Source organism: Methanosarcina mazei S-6 (genome assembly GCF_000970205.1).
GTDB classification, from domain to species: Archaea; Halobacteriota; Methanosarcinia; order Methanosarcinales; family Methanosarcinaceae; genus Methanosarcina; species Methanosarcina mazei.
Map to the genome: position 1 here is coordinate 1,818,905 of NZ_CP009512.1, position 15,698 is coordinate 1,834,602.

General features: G+C 40.5%; 8 protein-coding genes and 1 pseudogene. 7 read left to right on the forward strand and 2 right to left on the reverse strand.

What is annotated here, in order from left to right; genetic code table 11:
• Positions 1-733 precede the first annotated feature (733 nt).
• The 6 genes and pseudogenes from MSMAS_RS07865 to mprF all read left to right on the forward strand — a co-directional run bounded on the left by MSMAS_RS07865 (position 734) and on the right by mprF (position 13,404).
• A complete protein-coding gene (locus MSMAS_RS07865) occupies positions 734-1,096 on the forward strand; it encodes a response regulator (RefSeq protein ID WP_048046945.1) in 363 nt (120 codons plus the stop codon).
• Between the two features lie 49 nt (positions 1,097-1,145).
• Positions 1,146-3,824 carry a hybrid sensor histidine kinase/response regulator gene (locus MSMAS_RS07870; RefSeq protein ID WP_011035100.1) on the forward strand — a complete coding sequence of 893 codons (2,679 nt, stop codon included), beginning with the start codon at positions 1,146-1,148 and terminating at the stop codon, positions 3,822-3,824.
• Positions 3,825-4,761: 937 nt separating this feature from the next.
• Positions 4,762-6,255 carry an MATE family efflux transporter gene (locus tag MSMAS_RS07875; protein ID WP_011035099.1) on the forward strand — a complete coding sequence of 498 codons (1,494 nt, stop codon included), beginning with the start codon at positions 4,762-4,764 and terminating at the stop codon, positions 6,253-6,255.
• Between the two features lie 333 nt (positions 6,256-6,588).
• Positions 6,589-8,022: pseudogene (locus tag MSMAS_RS07885) on the forward strand (IS66-like element ISMma14 family transposase).
• 471 nt (positions 8,023-8,493) lie between these two features.
• Complete coding sequence (locus MSMAS_RS07890) at positions 8,494-10,485, forward strand: lectin like domain-containing protein (RefSeq protein WP_048040599.1); 1,992 nt, start codon at positions 8,494-8,496, stop codon at positions 10,483-10,485.
• A 336-nt stretch (positions 10,486-10,821) separates the two neighbouring features.
• Positions 10,822-13,404 (forward strand): bifunctional lysylphosphatidylglycerol flippase/synthetase MprF, encoded by a 2,583-nt coding sequence (gene mprF / locus MSMAS_RS07895; RefSeq protein WP_011035097.1) that lies wholly within the window; start codon positions 10,822-10,824, stop codon positions 13,402-13,404.
• Positions 13,405-13,410: 6 nt separating this feature from the next.
• Here the strand turns inward: mprF and MSMAS_RS07900 are convergent, their stop codons facing one another.
• Positions 13,411-14,130, reverse strand: coding sequence for a type 1 glutamine amidotransferase (locus MSMAS_RS07900; protein WP_011035096.1), 720 nt, complete (start codon positions 14,128-14,130; stop codon positions 13,411-13,413).
• Between the two features lie 182 nt (positions 14,131-14,312).
• Between MSMAS_RS07900 and MSMAS_RS07905 the strand changes: the two genes are divergently transcribed.
• Positions 14,313-14,501, forward strand: coding sequence for a hypothetical protein (locus tag MSMAS_RS07905; protein ID WP_048039560.1), 189 nt, complete (start codon positions 14,313-14,315; stop codon positions 14,499-14,501).
• A 228-nt stretch (positions 14,502-14,729) separates the two neighbouring features.
• Here MSMAS_RS07905 and MSMAS_RS07910 read toward each other — a convergent pair whose 3' ends face one another.
• Positions 14,730-15,665, reverse strand: coding sequence for a DMT family transporter (locus tag MSMAS_RS07910; RefSeq protein ID WP_011035094.1), 936 nt, complete (start codon positions 15,663-15,665; stop codon positions 14,730-14,732).
• Positions 15,666-15,698 lie beyond the last annotated feature (33 nt).

Sequence of the window (15,698 nt, forward strand, 5' to 3'; positions counted from 1 at the left end):
GTAAATCGAAGCCTCAGACAAATCGAATCTTAAAGGTGAATCAAATCTTCAGGTAAATTTTATTATGTCGGACAGGAACTTTAATAACTGCAAATAAAAATCACTGCAAAAAAGGGCTTAAGCAATTCGTTCAGAAAGATTGTGAACTACCCCTGCTCCTCTGGAGTTGAGTAAGAACTCTCTACCTTAAAGTAAAAGCGTAAACGTGCTTTTCGCATAAAAAACAGATGGTAAAAAAATATTAACAAAGTGTTTATTAGTGAAATATATCAATATATTAAGTATCAATATAGTAATATAGTGAAAACTGCTGTAAGCCCATCTTATTAAGATTTGCCCTGGATGACTATTTTTAAGATATATTCTGGATATTGTTATTGAGATTTACGCTGGATAACTGTTTTTGAGACCTTCTCTAAATTCTTTTTTAAGATATTCTCCGGGCTAATTTTTTGAGACTCACGCCGAGTGAATTTTTCAGGTTCATCCTGCGATTTATTTTCACTTTACGGTGGTACATAGACCACCATGCCCCGATAATGGCAATATAAATATATTTATTTGAATTAATACTGAAACTTATTTAAATAACTAAATTAAATATACCAATAAATATTAGTAAGTTTAACGAATTTCTTTTAAGGGAATATTTATTCCGGTAAAAAAATAATGCATGTAAGTTCATGTAAGGCTGCGAAAGTTAGGGGGAAAAATAATACGGAGGCCGTTGCCTGTGAAAAATATACTTGTTGTTGAAGACAATCCGTTAATTATGGAACTTGTCAGGACTTTATTGCTCTCATTCGGGTATGAGTCACTGGAAGCTTATGATGGGATTACAGCCTTAAGACTTTGTAAAAAATATAAATTAAACTTAATATTATTAGATATACAGTTACCCGGGATTGATGGGGCAGAGGTACTAAAAATATTAAAAGAAGACCCTGGGACAGAGGAAATCCCTGTTGTTGCTTTTACAGCCCATGCCATGCGTGGAGATGAGGAGAAGTTTCTGAAAGCAGGGTGCAGTGCTTATATTTCCAAGCCCATCGACATCCAGAGGTTTAAATCTGTTGTAGAAAAATTCATTGCATGAAGTGAAAACTGGAATCAAGAGTATTATCTTTACTTATGGGGTTTATATAATGCCAGATCTTTTCAAGGGTCTATTTGGGAAAAAATCGAATGAACTGTTCATTATTCTAGCTGTCGGTCTCTTATTCACATTCTTTGCCTCGTATTTTGGCCTTTTCGAATCCATTGTTTTATTTGTTGAAGAATACAATCCCCGGAAACTTGGGGGTCTTCTCACTCTCTCAGTCTATCTCGCTTTTGCTCTTGGAATTTTTTCCCTGAGGCGCTGGATGGAACTTGAAAATGCTCTGGTGCTTCAGGAGAAGACAGAAGAAAGCCTCAAAGAAAAAGATAAAAGATACAGGGCTCTCTTTGAACATTCAAATGATGCGATCATAATTCTTAACGGTGAAAAAGTCCTGGACCTCAATAAAAAAGGACGTGAAGCCTTCGGACTGGGTGCGAGGGAGCTTGATAATATCTCAATTGGGTCTCTGTTGTCTGAAAAAGATCTACCGGCAGTTAGAGATGCCCTGAAAACAACCCTCGAAAACGGGAGTGCATGTTTTGAAATGAAATTTCGGAAGCAGAATGGAGAGGTTATTGATGTGGAGGTCAGCTCTTCCTTCCTGAGCCTTGAGGAAGGAGAAATACAGTGTGTTGCAAGGGATATAACCACACGTAAAAAAGCTGAAAAAAATGAACGTGAAAGCCGGGAAAGGCTCAAAAAAATAATAGACAATGCACTTTGCGGTATCCTGCTTGTAGATGCCTCCACGCACGAAATTGTAGATGCGAATCCAGCAGCAGTAGAAGCAATAGGACTTCCAGGGCACAGGCTCACAGGAAACGTCTGTCATAAGTTCATTTGCCCTGTTGAGGAAGGGAAATGTCCGATAACAGACTTCAAGCAGTCCGTAGATAAGTCTGAAAGGATGCTTCTCAACGGAAAAGGGGAATCGTTTCCCGTCCTGAAGAGTGTTGTCCCTGTAAAAATAGGGGAAAATGAATACCTTATAGAAAGTTTCATTGACCTTTCGGAACGCAAAAAAACTGAAGAAGAACTGCTGCAGGCAAAACTGGCTGCAGAGAGCGCAAACCGTGCCAAGAGCGAGTTCCTGACTAACATGAGCCATGAACTGCGGACTCCCCTTACTGCGATAATAGGGTTTTCGGATGTAATGCTGGGCGGAATAAGCGGGGAATTCAGTGAGCAGAATAAAAAGTTTCTCAATAATATAGCTAACAGCGGAAAGCATCTCCTGACTCTCATAAATAACATTCTTGACCTTTCCAAAATTGAAGCAGGAAAAATGGAACTTGAGTTTGAGATGTTCTCTGTGTCCGAGGTATTTAATGATACAAGAGCCGTAACCTCTGCTCTTGCCCTGAAGAAGGACATTTCAATGAAATACAATGTAGATTCTGAAATCTTAGTCTATGCCGACAGGGTGCGTTTCAAGCAGATCATTTACAACCTTGTAAGCAACGCCATAAAATTCACCCCAGACAGAGGCTCGGTAATTGTTTCAGCATTAAAGACTGAAGATTCTGTCAGGATCAGTGTCTCTGATACAGGGATAGGAATCTCAGAGGAAAACCAGAAGCTCCTTTTCCAGCCATTCAGGCAGATAGATGCGAGTATTAACCGCCATTACGAAGGCACAGGGCTGGGGCTGGCGCTTGTGAAAAAATTCGTAAACCTTCATGGAGGCAGGGTGTGGGCCGAAAGCGAACCCGGAAAAGGCTCGACTTTTGAATTTGAATTGCCTTTGAAATGCGGAATAACTTCCGAAACCAGGATAAATAATCCGGATGCTTCCAAAAAAATAGCCTCTTCACCGGCTGAAAAAACAGTACCTGAAAACCATGTATCAGACAAACCAGCATTTGAAAAGCCCGAAAGAGAAGAAAACATAAAACCAGAAGCAAACAATAAAAGCAGGCTTCCGGAAATTATAGAGCCTTCGGGAGATTCAGGGGAAAAGAACCTTGTGATGGTCGTTGAAGACGACGAAATGGCAAAAGAACTTTTAACTATCACACTTTCGGAGGCCGGGTACAGAGTTGTTACCGTTTCCAGCGGGAGGGAGGCTCTTTTGCTTGCACGTGAGCTGAAACCTTCAGTAATTACTCTTGACATAATGCTCCCCGGAGTGAGCGGCTGGGATATCCTCAAAAACCTGAAACACGATTCTGCAACGTCCGATATTCCTATCCTGGTTATCTCCATGAATGATGAAAAAAACTGCAGCATTTTATGGGGTGCAGTTGACCACCTGATAAAGCCTGTGGAAAAAGAACGCCTCCTATCAAGCCTGCAAAAAGTAAAAGGGGCAATAAATGCAAAGTCATCCCCCAGGGTTTTAATCGTGGACGACGAACCAACAATAGTCGAGCTTTTCAGTTCCATTATCAAAGAGGAAGGATACGAACCTGTCTGTGCATATGGAGGCAAAGAAGCAGTCGATAAGATTAGAAACGGCCATCCCGATATAATCATTCTTGACCTGATGATGCCTCATTTTACAGGTTTTGACCTTATCAAAGTCCTCAAAGAAAATCCAGAGACCATAGATATACCTGTTATCGTGTGTACTGCAAAGGAACTAACGTTTGAAGAAAAGGATCAGCTCAATAGAAACGTTTCTTATATTATGAAGAAAGGAAACATAACAAGAGAAGTACTTCTAAGTGTACTACAGAAAGTTGAGGATAAAAAATTCAAAAGCAAGCAGACAAATTCCTGACTCTCAGAAATCAGAAGCCAGGAGTATTATTGTCTCATGGATTATTTTCGGGATTTTTGAAATAGTTCCTGGAAAGATTTTTTAAAAGGATCTGACTACAATATGCAATCTGAAAATACATAACATTGACAGGGCAGCATATTGCAAATTAAAGAGTAAAGCTTACTCTCTTTTATCTGTTCTTTATTTCTGATCTTTCTTCCTCACCTTAACTTTTTGGTATATTTTAGATAACAAATCTGGAGATCAGGTTAAAGGAGACTCCATTCTTTATGAGGACAGATAAGGAGGCTCCATTATTTTATGATGACAGATCTCCGATAGAGGTCATCGTATGTGTTTTTTGTCTCTGAATGAACAACTTGGTTAAAGAGAAGAGAACGTGAATGTATAAATATAGCATAAATAGTAATTAATGTTTAAATATCCACAAGTGAAGCTGAAAGATCAACTATTCAGTCTAAAAATCTGGACATTAGCTTGTTATCAATATTTATAGATCACATAATCACTGTTCAGAATTTTAATCTGAAAGTCTTACGCATTAATTCCTGTTCGGAATTTTTATCAAGGGGACTTTATCGAAAATTTCTTGTCTGGATTGAATCCGGATTTGCCGGTATAACTATGATGGAACTTTGTAACAATTTACTTTGTAACAATTTACTTTGTAACAATCTAAAATCGTTTTCCTGAAGCATCACAGGGACGGAAAATGTTACTCTCTCAACCGCTTAAAAGGTTGATCAGTGCTGTTAAATTTTTAAAAGAACTGGAAACCGGAAAAAAACACTTTCAATCATCTCGAATACTCTCAATCGTCTCGATTTGAAGAGGTTCATGATGGAAAAAGCCCGGGCTTTTATCTGTCTACAATGATTGAAGACATGTCTGTATTTTCATGAAGTAGAGGTCCGCAGCCTGAGGAGGCCATGGCATGATCAGCAATGAAGAAATGAAGTCCGGAAATATATTAAATCTGTTCTGTAAATTCGCCCTCCCGGCAGTTGTGGGAGTGCTTATCGCCGGAATTCAGGGAATTATTGACGGCTTTTTTATAGGGAATGCAATTGGAAGCCATGGACTCGCAGGAATCACCCTCGCATATCCCCCCTATCTGGCTATAATTGCAGCAGGAATAATTATAGGAATAGGCTCATCCAGCCTGATAGCCCTGAGACTTGGAGAAGGAAAAACGGGGGAAGCCCTGGAAATTATGAATAACGCCTTTCCTTTATGCCTCATTGCAGGAGCAGTCTTTACAGCAGGAGGATTGATTTTTTGCAGGACTTCCATAAGCTTGCTCGGGACAAACGGACCTGCACTTTCCTTAGCCAGTGAATATCTCCACATAATCTTCGCGGGCTCGGTCTTTATGATCCTTGCAATTGCCCTCGACCCTCTTGTAAGGAATAATGGAAAGCCCAGGCTCTGCATGAAAATAATGGTTGCAGGCGTGCTTGCAAATATTATTCTTGACTATCTTCTGGTCATGCACATGGAAATGGGGATGTCAGGTGCAGCCACAGCAACAGTCCTTTCCTTTGTCCTGCCGGCAGTGCTGCTTACTCATCACCTTCTCAGCAGCCAGGCAAAGCTCAGGCTCAGGATAAAATCCATGAGAGTCAAAACTGCTACCGCATTGAAGATCCTTAATGCCGGTGTCCCGTCCTTTGTCATGCAGATGTCATTTGCTCTTATGCTTTTTGTACAGAACTACATGCTTCTCAGGTACGGCTCGGAACTTGCAGTCTCAGCATATGGCGTTATAGGATACATATTTTCAATATTCTACATGCTCTTTGAAGGCATAGCTCTCGGAGTCCAGCCGATTATAGGCTTCAACTACGGAGCCGGTAATTACGGAAGAGTGTTAAAAACCCTGAAATTGACAATATTATCATGTACCCTGATAGGAGCTCTGGGGTTTACGCTGATATACCTCTTCCCTGAGAGCCTGGTTCAGATCTTCAGCCAGAGGGACTCGGAGCTGCTCGATGCCACGCTTCAGGGAATGGATATTTTCATGTTCTCTCTGCTTGTTGAAGGGACAGTTTTGCTCACTGCGGTTTATTACCAGTCAATCAACAGGGTCAGAGCAGCACTTTTCATCCATCTTGGAAAGATATTCATCTTCCTTTTCCCCCTGCTTTTTATTCTGCCCCATTTCTTTGACCTGAACGGTGTCTGGGCTGCATCACCAGCTACGGAATATCTTATGGCAGCAGTTGTGATGGTCATGCTTTCGAAAGAGTTTGATTTCCTGAGAAACAGCAGAAAAGTAGAAATCAAGCAGCCAGTAACTTTAAAGATAACTTCAGAGGTAACTTCAAAACATGAAACATCTGCTTCCAGAAACACCGTAAAAACGGGGAATGAAGAATGTACAGGTTTTATTCCTTTCAAGCATACTGAAAGGGAAGCCTCGTAAATTATCTTCTTCTGAGCCTTCCTAAATTACTTTCTACCAAATACTTCATTTTTTAATCATCTTATTCATAATCTGAATATTTTTCTTATTCATAATCTGAATATTTTTCTTATTCATAATCTGAATATTTTTCTTATTCATGATCTGAATATTTTCCAACAATCATATTCCCAATGATATTATTTTTTAGCGATCGCGTCTTTTGTGATATTGATGTAATCTACCATACATTTATAAAAATAATCTGTAACTATTCAGGTAGCCTTAACGAGGCTACACATTTTTCCTCGTTCCGAGGAAAAATTGGATATAAAATGATTCCTTTTTAGCTTTATGAAACGTGATGAGATTCTTTCTTACTGTGCTTCAAATCCTGAAATTATTGTAGCTTACATTGAGAGTTTAGAATCTCAAGTTAAAGAACTCACTGAAAGACTTGTAGCCTTAGAATCTCGTTTAAATCAAAACAGTCGTAACAGCAGTCGACCTCCTTCTACTGATTATTTTGTCAAAGAGAAACCTAATCCCAAGAGTCTGCGTAAACCAAGCGGGAAGAAACCTGGAGGTCAGGAAGGTCATCCAGGCACGACTCTTGATATGGTTGATCATCCTGAGTAGGTAATAGAACATTCTTTGACCTGCTGCAAAGAATGCGGATCTACCCTTGAGAATGTTGAAGTTGAAGCTTATGAGAGAAGACAGGTCTTTGACATTCCTCCCGTAAATCTAATTGTTACAGAACATAAAAGTCAGATTAAAACCTGTCCTTGTTGTGGAAAGTTGAATAAAGCCGTTTTTCCCGAATCAGTGAAATATCCGGTTCAGTATGGCCCTAATATTTTAGCTTCAGCTATTTACTGTAAAAATTACCAGTTTGTTCCTTATGATAGAATTTCTGAGTTATTTGAAGACATTATGGGAATAAAAATCTGTCCTGCTACGATAATTAGAGCAGAAAGAGAATGTTTCCAGAATTTAGAGGAATTTGAAAACGTTATTAGAGAGAAGTTATTAGCCTCGCCTGTAATCAATTTTGATGAAACTGGTATGAAGATTGAAGGAAAAAGACACTGGCTTCATGTAGCTTCTAATGAAAAATACACATGTTATTTTGCTCATACAAAAAGAGGAGCAGAAGCAATAGATGCTATGGGAATTCTTCCGAAGTTTAAGGGAGTAGCAGTTCATGATGGATGGAAACCTTACAACGTTTATGATTGTGATCATGCTCTGTGTAACGCTCATTTACAGAGAGAACTTACAGGAATTGAAGAGAACTATAAACAGACATGGGCTAAAGAGATGAATGAACTGCTCACTGAGATGAAGAAATACACTGATGAGTGTAAAGAGCAATTAAGAGAACCTGATTTTGAGCAAATTAAAGCATTGGAAGAAAGGTTTGATGCAATTATCATTAGAGCGCTTGAAGAAAATCCGCATTCTCTAAATCCTGAAAAACAGGGAAAACGCGGTAAAAATCCAAAAACAAAATCAAGGAATCTGCTGGATAGGTTTATAGAACACAAAGAAAAGATTCTGAGATTCCTGACAGATTTGAAAGTTCCATTTGATAATAATCAGGCAGAAAGAGATATCAGGATGATGAAACTACAGCAGAAAATATCGGGAACTTTCAGAAAAGCAATGGGAGCGCAAGCTTTCTGCAGAATTAGGGCGTACATTTCTACAGGAAAAAAGAACGGTTTACCTGTTTTAGAGGGTATTCGTGCGGCGCTCATAGGAGCGCCGTTAACTATACTCTGAGCAGTTACAATAATCTTATTGTTGGAACAGTATACTACGATTATAGATTTATGATTATAGATTCTTTTTTAAAAAATCATGAAAACTTTATATATTAAAATATAAATAAAACTATTAAAAAATAATATAAGAGCAAAAACAATATATAGGTTACTGATTTTTTTAATATGTATGCTTTTTCAGCATTAAAACTTGATTTTTTCTTCAAATGTTAGGCATAAATGGCCCAATATTTTTCAAATTGTAACTATGGATGAGCTCATCTCAAAATCAATCTGATTCTCAATAGGCAGGAGCTTCACAATTTTTTGCCAGCAGCATACAATCAATCTGTTATCAGGAGTTTGAAATTCCGAGACTTATACTGAGTTTTGGGACCAGCTCGATGAATATACATGCTTCAAGAGTAGACTTTTGTAATTTTTTTAATAGATATTCAAGACATTTTATAAAGTTAGAAAGGAGATGCACATGAAAGGAAGAAACAGAATTCAAGAAATCAATACAAAATATAACAATAGCAAGAAAAAAAGAGTTACAATCTTCAGCGGATTGATATTTTTACTTCTGATTCTTGGTTCATTGACAGCGTTTGGGGCTGATTCTTCAATCCCTGAACTCGCGCCGGAAAACCCTGAATTTGAAGAATACCAGGAAAGCGATATTTCCCCCGAACCTGACCCTTTCCTGGATGGACATCAAATCGGTCTTGTACCTTCACCTATTGAGCTTTCTTACATCAGCGACATTTCTGTCCCGAAAGCGGCGTCTGCTCCGGCTTATTATGATCTGAGGGCTCTTAACAGACTGACCAGTGTGAAAGACCAGGGTACTGCGGGGACATGCTGGGCTTTTGCAAGTTACTCATCTCTGGAATCATACTTAAAGCCTGGAGAGGACTGGGATTTTTCGGAAAATAACATGAAAAACCTTCTCTCTTCTGCGTATCAGGAAGGATTTGACCGCGACCCCAATGATGGAGGAAACAGGATTCAAGCAGCAGCCTACCTTGCCCGCTGGAGCGGGCCTGTAAAGGAGAGCGATGATCCTTATTCAACTTTTTCAGGCGTTTCTCCGGCAGACCTGCCTATAAAAAAACATGTCCAGGATGTTATTTTTATTCCGGACAGAGCAGACCCCCTCGATAATGAAGCAATAAAATGGGCGGTGCAGAATTACGGAGCAGTATATACCACAATGCATTATAATAATACTTTTTACTCTCCCGAATACTACAGTTATTACTTTAATGGGACTTCAGAACCTAACCATGCAGTGGCCATCGTGGGATGGGATGACTCCTACGACAGAAATAATTTTTCAAAAGTTCCTCCGGGAAATGGTGCATTTATTATGAAAAATAGCTGGGGACCGGAATGGGGCGACAAAGGGTATTTTTATGTATCTTATTATGATTCAAAGGCGGGTAATGGAAGTTCTGTCTTTACTGCTGAGAATCCGGAGAATTATGAATACATCTACCAGTATGACCCCTTTGGGTGGGTCTCCAGCATGGGATACAGTAAACCCTTAGCATGGGTCTCAAATGTCTTTACCGCAAAATCCGATGAGGTACTTAAAGCCGTAAGTTTCTATACCACGGATTCAAACTGCAACTATGAAATTTATATTTACACAGATCCGGTCTCGGGCCCAATAAATCCGGCAGGTCCTGTTCTTTCCAAGAATGGGACATGCTTAACCGCAGGCTACCACACAATACCCCTTGATTCCGAAGTTCGGCTTATAGCAGGCCAGAAATTCTCAGTCGTTATAAAACTCACAAATCCCTCCTACAGGTATCTGATTCCCCTTGAAAAGCCTAAAGATAGCTGGAGCAGTAAAGCAAGAGCGAATACGGGAGAGAGCTTCATAAGTAGTAGCGGGTCAACCTGGACAGATGTCAATACATCCTATGCAAATTCAAACGTATGCATCAAGGCTTTTACTAACTCTGTTCTGCTCCCCATTGCAAACTTCAGCAGCAATATTACGGAGGGTTATGCTCCCCTTTCTGTACAATTCAGAGACCTATCTGGACACTCAACAGACAGGACATGGGACTTTGAAAACGACGGAAATATAGATTCCGTAGAAGCAAATCCGATTCACCTGTTTTCAGCTCCAGGAAGCTATACCGTTAACCTTACGGCAATCAGTGAAAACGGCACGAATTCAAAAATGGGTACGATAAATGTTTTAGAAAAGCCATTTCCTCCTGTAGCCAGGTTCTACAGTGATGTTACTCAGGGTCTTGCCCCCCTTTCTGTAAAGTTTACCGACATATCGGAAAACGCAACTGAAAGGATCTGGGACTTTGGGGACGGCACATATTCGACAGCTCCTGCAGTGGCCCACACATACAGTACAGCCGGGAAATACACTGTCAGCTTAATCGTGAACAACATCAATGGAACGGACACGGAAACAAAACGCAAATATATTACAGTCAGCAAAAAATGAAAGCTTTAAATTAAAAAATGAAAACTTTAAGCTAAAAATGGAAATTTTAAGCTAAAAATGGAAATTTTAAGCTAAAAAAATATGAATCGGATTGGAGCAGACTTTCAAATATTGGATGCCTGATATATGACCGACGTTTTTATTTCAGGCAAATTTCTTTTTTATTATTTAAATAACATCACACGAATTCTTTTAAAACTGACAAAAAATATATTTACTTTAAAAGAGTAAAATCAACACCGTGAATTTTTGTTTCTGAACCTTGATTCGTAACTCAACTACTTTATTAACTCTACACTAATCTGAGCTTATAACGCAAAAGGATACTCGATCCTGATGAAAGAAAACGGTAGTACACAGGAAAAAGCCCTTAAAGTAAAGAGGCTTGTCAGTTATCTTTTACCAGCTATCATATTTGCCCTGGCTTTATGGACCCTGGATAAGCAGATGGAACAGCTGGGCCTGAGCTATATCCTGAAAAGTATTGCCAGTGTCCCTTTAAGCCAGATAGGTATTGCTATCCTACTGACTTTTTTAAGTTATGCTGCATTAACCGGTTACGACTATCTTGCATCTCGCCATATCAACCGTACCCTGCCTTATAAGCAGGTAGCAAGGACTTCATTTATCAGCACGTCCATCAGCTACACCGCCGGTTTTAATTTCCTGACAGGAGGCTCACTTCGCTACAGGTTATATTCCGGGTATGGTTTAAGCCTTGCTCAGATATGGGAAATCATAATTTTTTGCATCTCCACCTTCTGGATCGGGTTTTTCTTTATTACAGGCTTGCTTTTCACATTTTATCCTTTGAAATTGTCGGAATATGCGCCTGAGTTCCCGGTCCCCTTAAATCTTGCCGGAATCCTGTTATTGCTGCTTCTTGCTGCTTATTTTTATCTCTCATTCAAAAAGCACGAACTGGAGCTAAAGGGGTATAAAATAAGGATCCCTGAGCCGAAAATTGCCTTAATGCAGCTCGGGTTGTCCTCCGGGGACTACCTGCTTCCCGGGAGCATTATTTATTTGCTTCTGCCCGCAAATCCGCAGATCACTCTGCTGCATGTGCTTGTTTTCTTTGCACTGGCACAGCTGATAGGACTGATAAGCACCGTCCCTGGCGGGCTTGTTGTTTTCGAAACAATCATGCTGTTTCTGCTGGATCCTTATTTTGGGACAGTGGACATTATAGGAGCTCTAGTAGTCTTCAGGCTCATATATTATTTTGTCCCGTTCCTCCTGGGTTTTTTGACCCTCATATTTCACGAATTTGAATCGAAAAAAGAGTTCCTTAAGAAAGCTGGAAAGGTAACATATTCCAGCCTGCTGGAAATAACTCCTCAGGTCTTTTCTATTCTGATTTTTTTGGGAGGAATTTCTCTCCTTTTTTCCGGAGCACTGCCTTCAGACCCCAGATCACTGGACAAAATCGTGTACTTCGTGCCTTTGCCACTCATAGAGGCTTCAAGGATGTTTGGGAGCATAATAGGTGTACTGCTCCTGCTTCTGGCAAACGGGCTCTGGAAAAGGATCGATGGAGCTTATGTGCTCTCTCTCATAGTTCTTTTCCTCGGAGGAATCTTTGCCCTCCTTAAGGACTTTGATGTTCACGAAGCTGCAGTGCTTCTTACGATGTTTATTCTTCTTCTTCCCTCAAGGAAACACTTTTACAGGAAATCCTCGCTCCTGCACCAGTCCTTCAGCAGGGAAAACATAATTGCAATAATTCTGGTGCTAGTGAGCTTTGTCTGGCTCGGGTTTTTTTCATACAGGAATGTGGAATATTCGAACGAACTCTGGTGGCAATTTGGGGTTAATTCCCAGGCTTCAAGCTTTTTAAGGGCACTGGTAGGAGTTTTCTTTATCCTGCTCGTCCTCGGGACCACAAAGATGCTCAGCCCCTTTTCAAAAGACATCCATCTCCCCGGAAATGAAGAGCTTGAGCTTGCAAAAGAAATTGAAAGATGCAGTCAGGAAACCTGGGGGAACCTGGCATTTACAGGAGACAAATACCTGCTTTTTGACGACAGAAAAAAAGCTTTCTTAATGTACGGAATCTCGGGAAAAAGCTGGATTGCAATGGGAGATCCTGTAGGAGAGAGGGACCAGATAAAAGAACTTATCTGGGACTTCTATGAAATGAGCAAACTGCACCAGGGAAGGGCTGTTTTTTATGAAGTTAGCGAAAAATATATTCCGGTTTATCTCGATCTCGGCCTGACGCTCGTCAAAATCGGTGAGGAAGCTAAAGTTCCTCTCGAATCATTTACCCTGGAAGGCAGTGCAGGCAAAGATTTCCGCTATACAGTGAGAAATGTAGAAAAAAAGGGTTACAGGTTTGAAATCATACCCTCAGAAGAAGTACCCGCCCTGATCCCCGAGCTCAAAAAAGTTTCGGATGCCTGGCTGGAAATAAAAACCGGAAAAGAGATGAGGTTCTCAGTGGGCTTTTTTGGTGAGAAGTACCTGAGCAATTTTCCTCTCGCACTTGTAAGAAATGATGAAGAAATAGTTGCCTTTGCAAACGTATGGGCAGGAGGAAATAAAGAAGAACTCAGTGTCGACCTTATGCGCTACGGCTCAACTGCCCCTGACAGGACTATGGAATATCTTTTTATCAAACTGATGCTCTGGGGAAAAGAAAACGGGTACGGACGATTCTCCCTCGGGATGGCTCCTCTTTCAGGTCTTGAAAAGAGGCAGTTTGCTCCACTCTGGCATAAAGTGGGGTCTCTGATCTTTGCCAACGGCGACTACATTTATAACTACAAGGGCCTGCGGGACTTTAAGGAAAAGTTTAACCCGGTCTGGAGCCCGAAATATATCGCTCTCCCCACAGGATTTAAGAAGAGCCTGGCACTGAAAGATATTGCAACCCTTATCTCAGGGGTGAAAGATCCTTTTAAAGACTTCTTTTAAGGATGTTTAAATATCTTCAGGCATGCTGGAATGAACCATTTTTTCAAAAACGTCGAGCAGCTTGAACATGAACTCTTTAGTTTCAGCCAGGTATCTCTCCTGTCCGAGCATTTCCTCTTTTTTCTGCATATAAAGCCCGTCCCCAATTTCAAGCCCGAACCGACCTATCATGCTTCTGATCCTCTCATCCGTAGCTTCAGGGTGAAACTGGAAAGCTACAACCCTGCCTTCGTAAATAAATCCCTGATTTTTGCACCCCTCGCTCCGGAAGAGATGTACAGCTCCGGCTGGAGTATCAAAGGTCCGGGAGTGCCAGTGAAAAACCGTAATTTCTTCAGGCAGCCCTTTGAGTATTTCCGGTTTACTTTCTGCTGCTATCGCCCTTACAGGGAACCAGCCCATTTCCCTGTGCCGGTTTTCGTATACACGAGCTCCGAGCACATCGGCAAGCATTTGAGCTCCAAGGCAGATCCCAAGGACCGGTTTTCCTGCGCCAATTGCCTGTTTGATAAAGGCTTTTTCATCTCTTAACCAGGGGTTTTCTTCATAGTCGTAAATTCCCATGGGACCGCCCATAATAATGAGGAGGTCAAAAGAACCAGGGGCTGGAGGATTCGTTGTTTTGTAAAAACGGGTTGACTCAAGAGAATGATTTCTGGTTCTGATATATTCTTCTATGCTACCGAGTGTGTTAAGAGCGGAATGCTGCAGGGCATGGATTTTCATAAGAGGTCAAATTTACTTTGAAGAACATACTTTTAGACTTTTCCATTATTATTTTCGGGCGGAAGAAACTACATCCCTGAAAAAGAAGCGTTTTTTGAACCGCAAATAAATATGGAACTCTTCCGGCAACTTTCTGCGGCTCTGCCAGGATTGAGAAATAACCTTGTGAAAGAGGGCTTAAAATGGTTGAAATCGAATTGGGATTGATAAATAGATTTGAGATGGTAAATAAAATTGAGATGGTAAATAAAATTGAGATGGTAAATAAAATTGAGATGGTAAATAAAATTGAGATGGTAAATAAAATTGAGATGGTAAATAAAATTGAGATGGTAAATAAAAGTGAGATTGGTATTTTCAAGAATGATTAGAACGGATTTTTTGAGACTCGAAGAATTTTTGCATCTTATTTGCTGGCATTCTGGCTCTTTTTTGTTTTGAGACAGGCTGTTTTACTTCTTAAGCATGACAGGAAAGGTATGGCTAATATGGTTTATAGGTCAGGATTTTTACTGGTTCTTTCATGTGAGACTGAGAGTGTGGAGAGTGTGGAATAACAGTAATTTTATTTGAAGTCTTGTAATTTTTCACGGTAAAAATCAATATTTTTCGGTGACTTCGGCAGGGTCCGTGAAATTTGTAAAATTCATTGCCGGTTTTGGAGAGCCATTGAAACTCACAAGTATAGCCGCGACAAGCACAAGAACACAACCTGCAAGTGTACCTGTTGAGAGAGCAACTCCAAGGAAGACCAGATCAAAAAAGACACCCGCAACAGGCTCAATTAAAGCAAGAAGGCTACCTGTTTGAGATTCAAGGTTTGCATACCCGATGGTCGTTAAAACCCCTCCTATGCCCACGGAAACGATCCCGAAAGCAGCCAGAGTTGACAGGTTCGGGGCAAGTACAGAAAAGGATGTTTCAGACGCAAAAGGCAGCATAAGTATACAGCTAACAGCCGTACCCCAGAAAGCAATCGCAAATTCCGAATGATCCCTTTTCAGGACCCTTACATTCATAATGATAACTGCAAGGAGAATCCCCGCAAAAAGCCCGGATGCAATTCCAGTTAACTGGCTGCCGGAAAAATCAGAGGCTCCAAATCCGCCTTCAGGCCGGATTACCAGGTAAACACCCGCAATTGCAAGAAAAAGAGCTGCAATACTCTCTTTTCCTACCTTTTCTTTCAAAACGAAAGGTGAAGCCAGCATCACGTAAATCGGGGCAGTATATTCAAGCAGGATCGCCACGGAGAAACATGTTTCTCTCACGCAGAGGAAATAAAAGAACATGTTTACGGTGACAATAACACCCTGCAGGAGAAGGCGAAATTTTCTTTTTCCAGGTTTAAGTTCTCCAAGCCTCCCGGTTGCCAGAAGAAAAGTAAAGATAAAGGCAAGCCCGAAGAACAGGCGATAAAATATTATTGAAGTTATGGGCAGGTTATTAATGCCGGCAAGAAATAAGCCTGTCATCCCGTAGAGAATACAACCGAGAAGGACTGCCAGATGAGGACCTTTTTTTACCTGGAACATACGGCAGTAAAAAGCCTGATACATTTAAATATC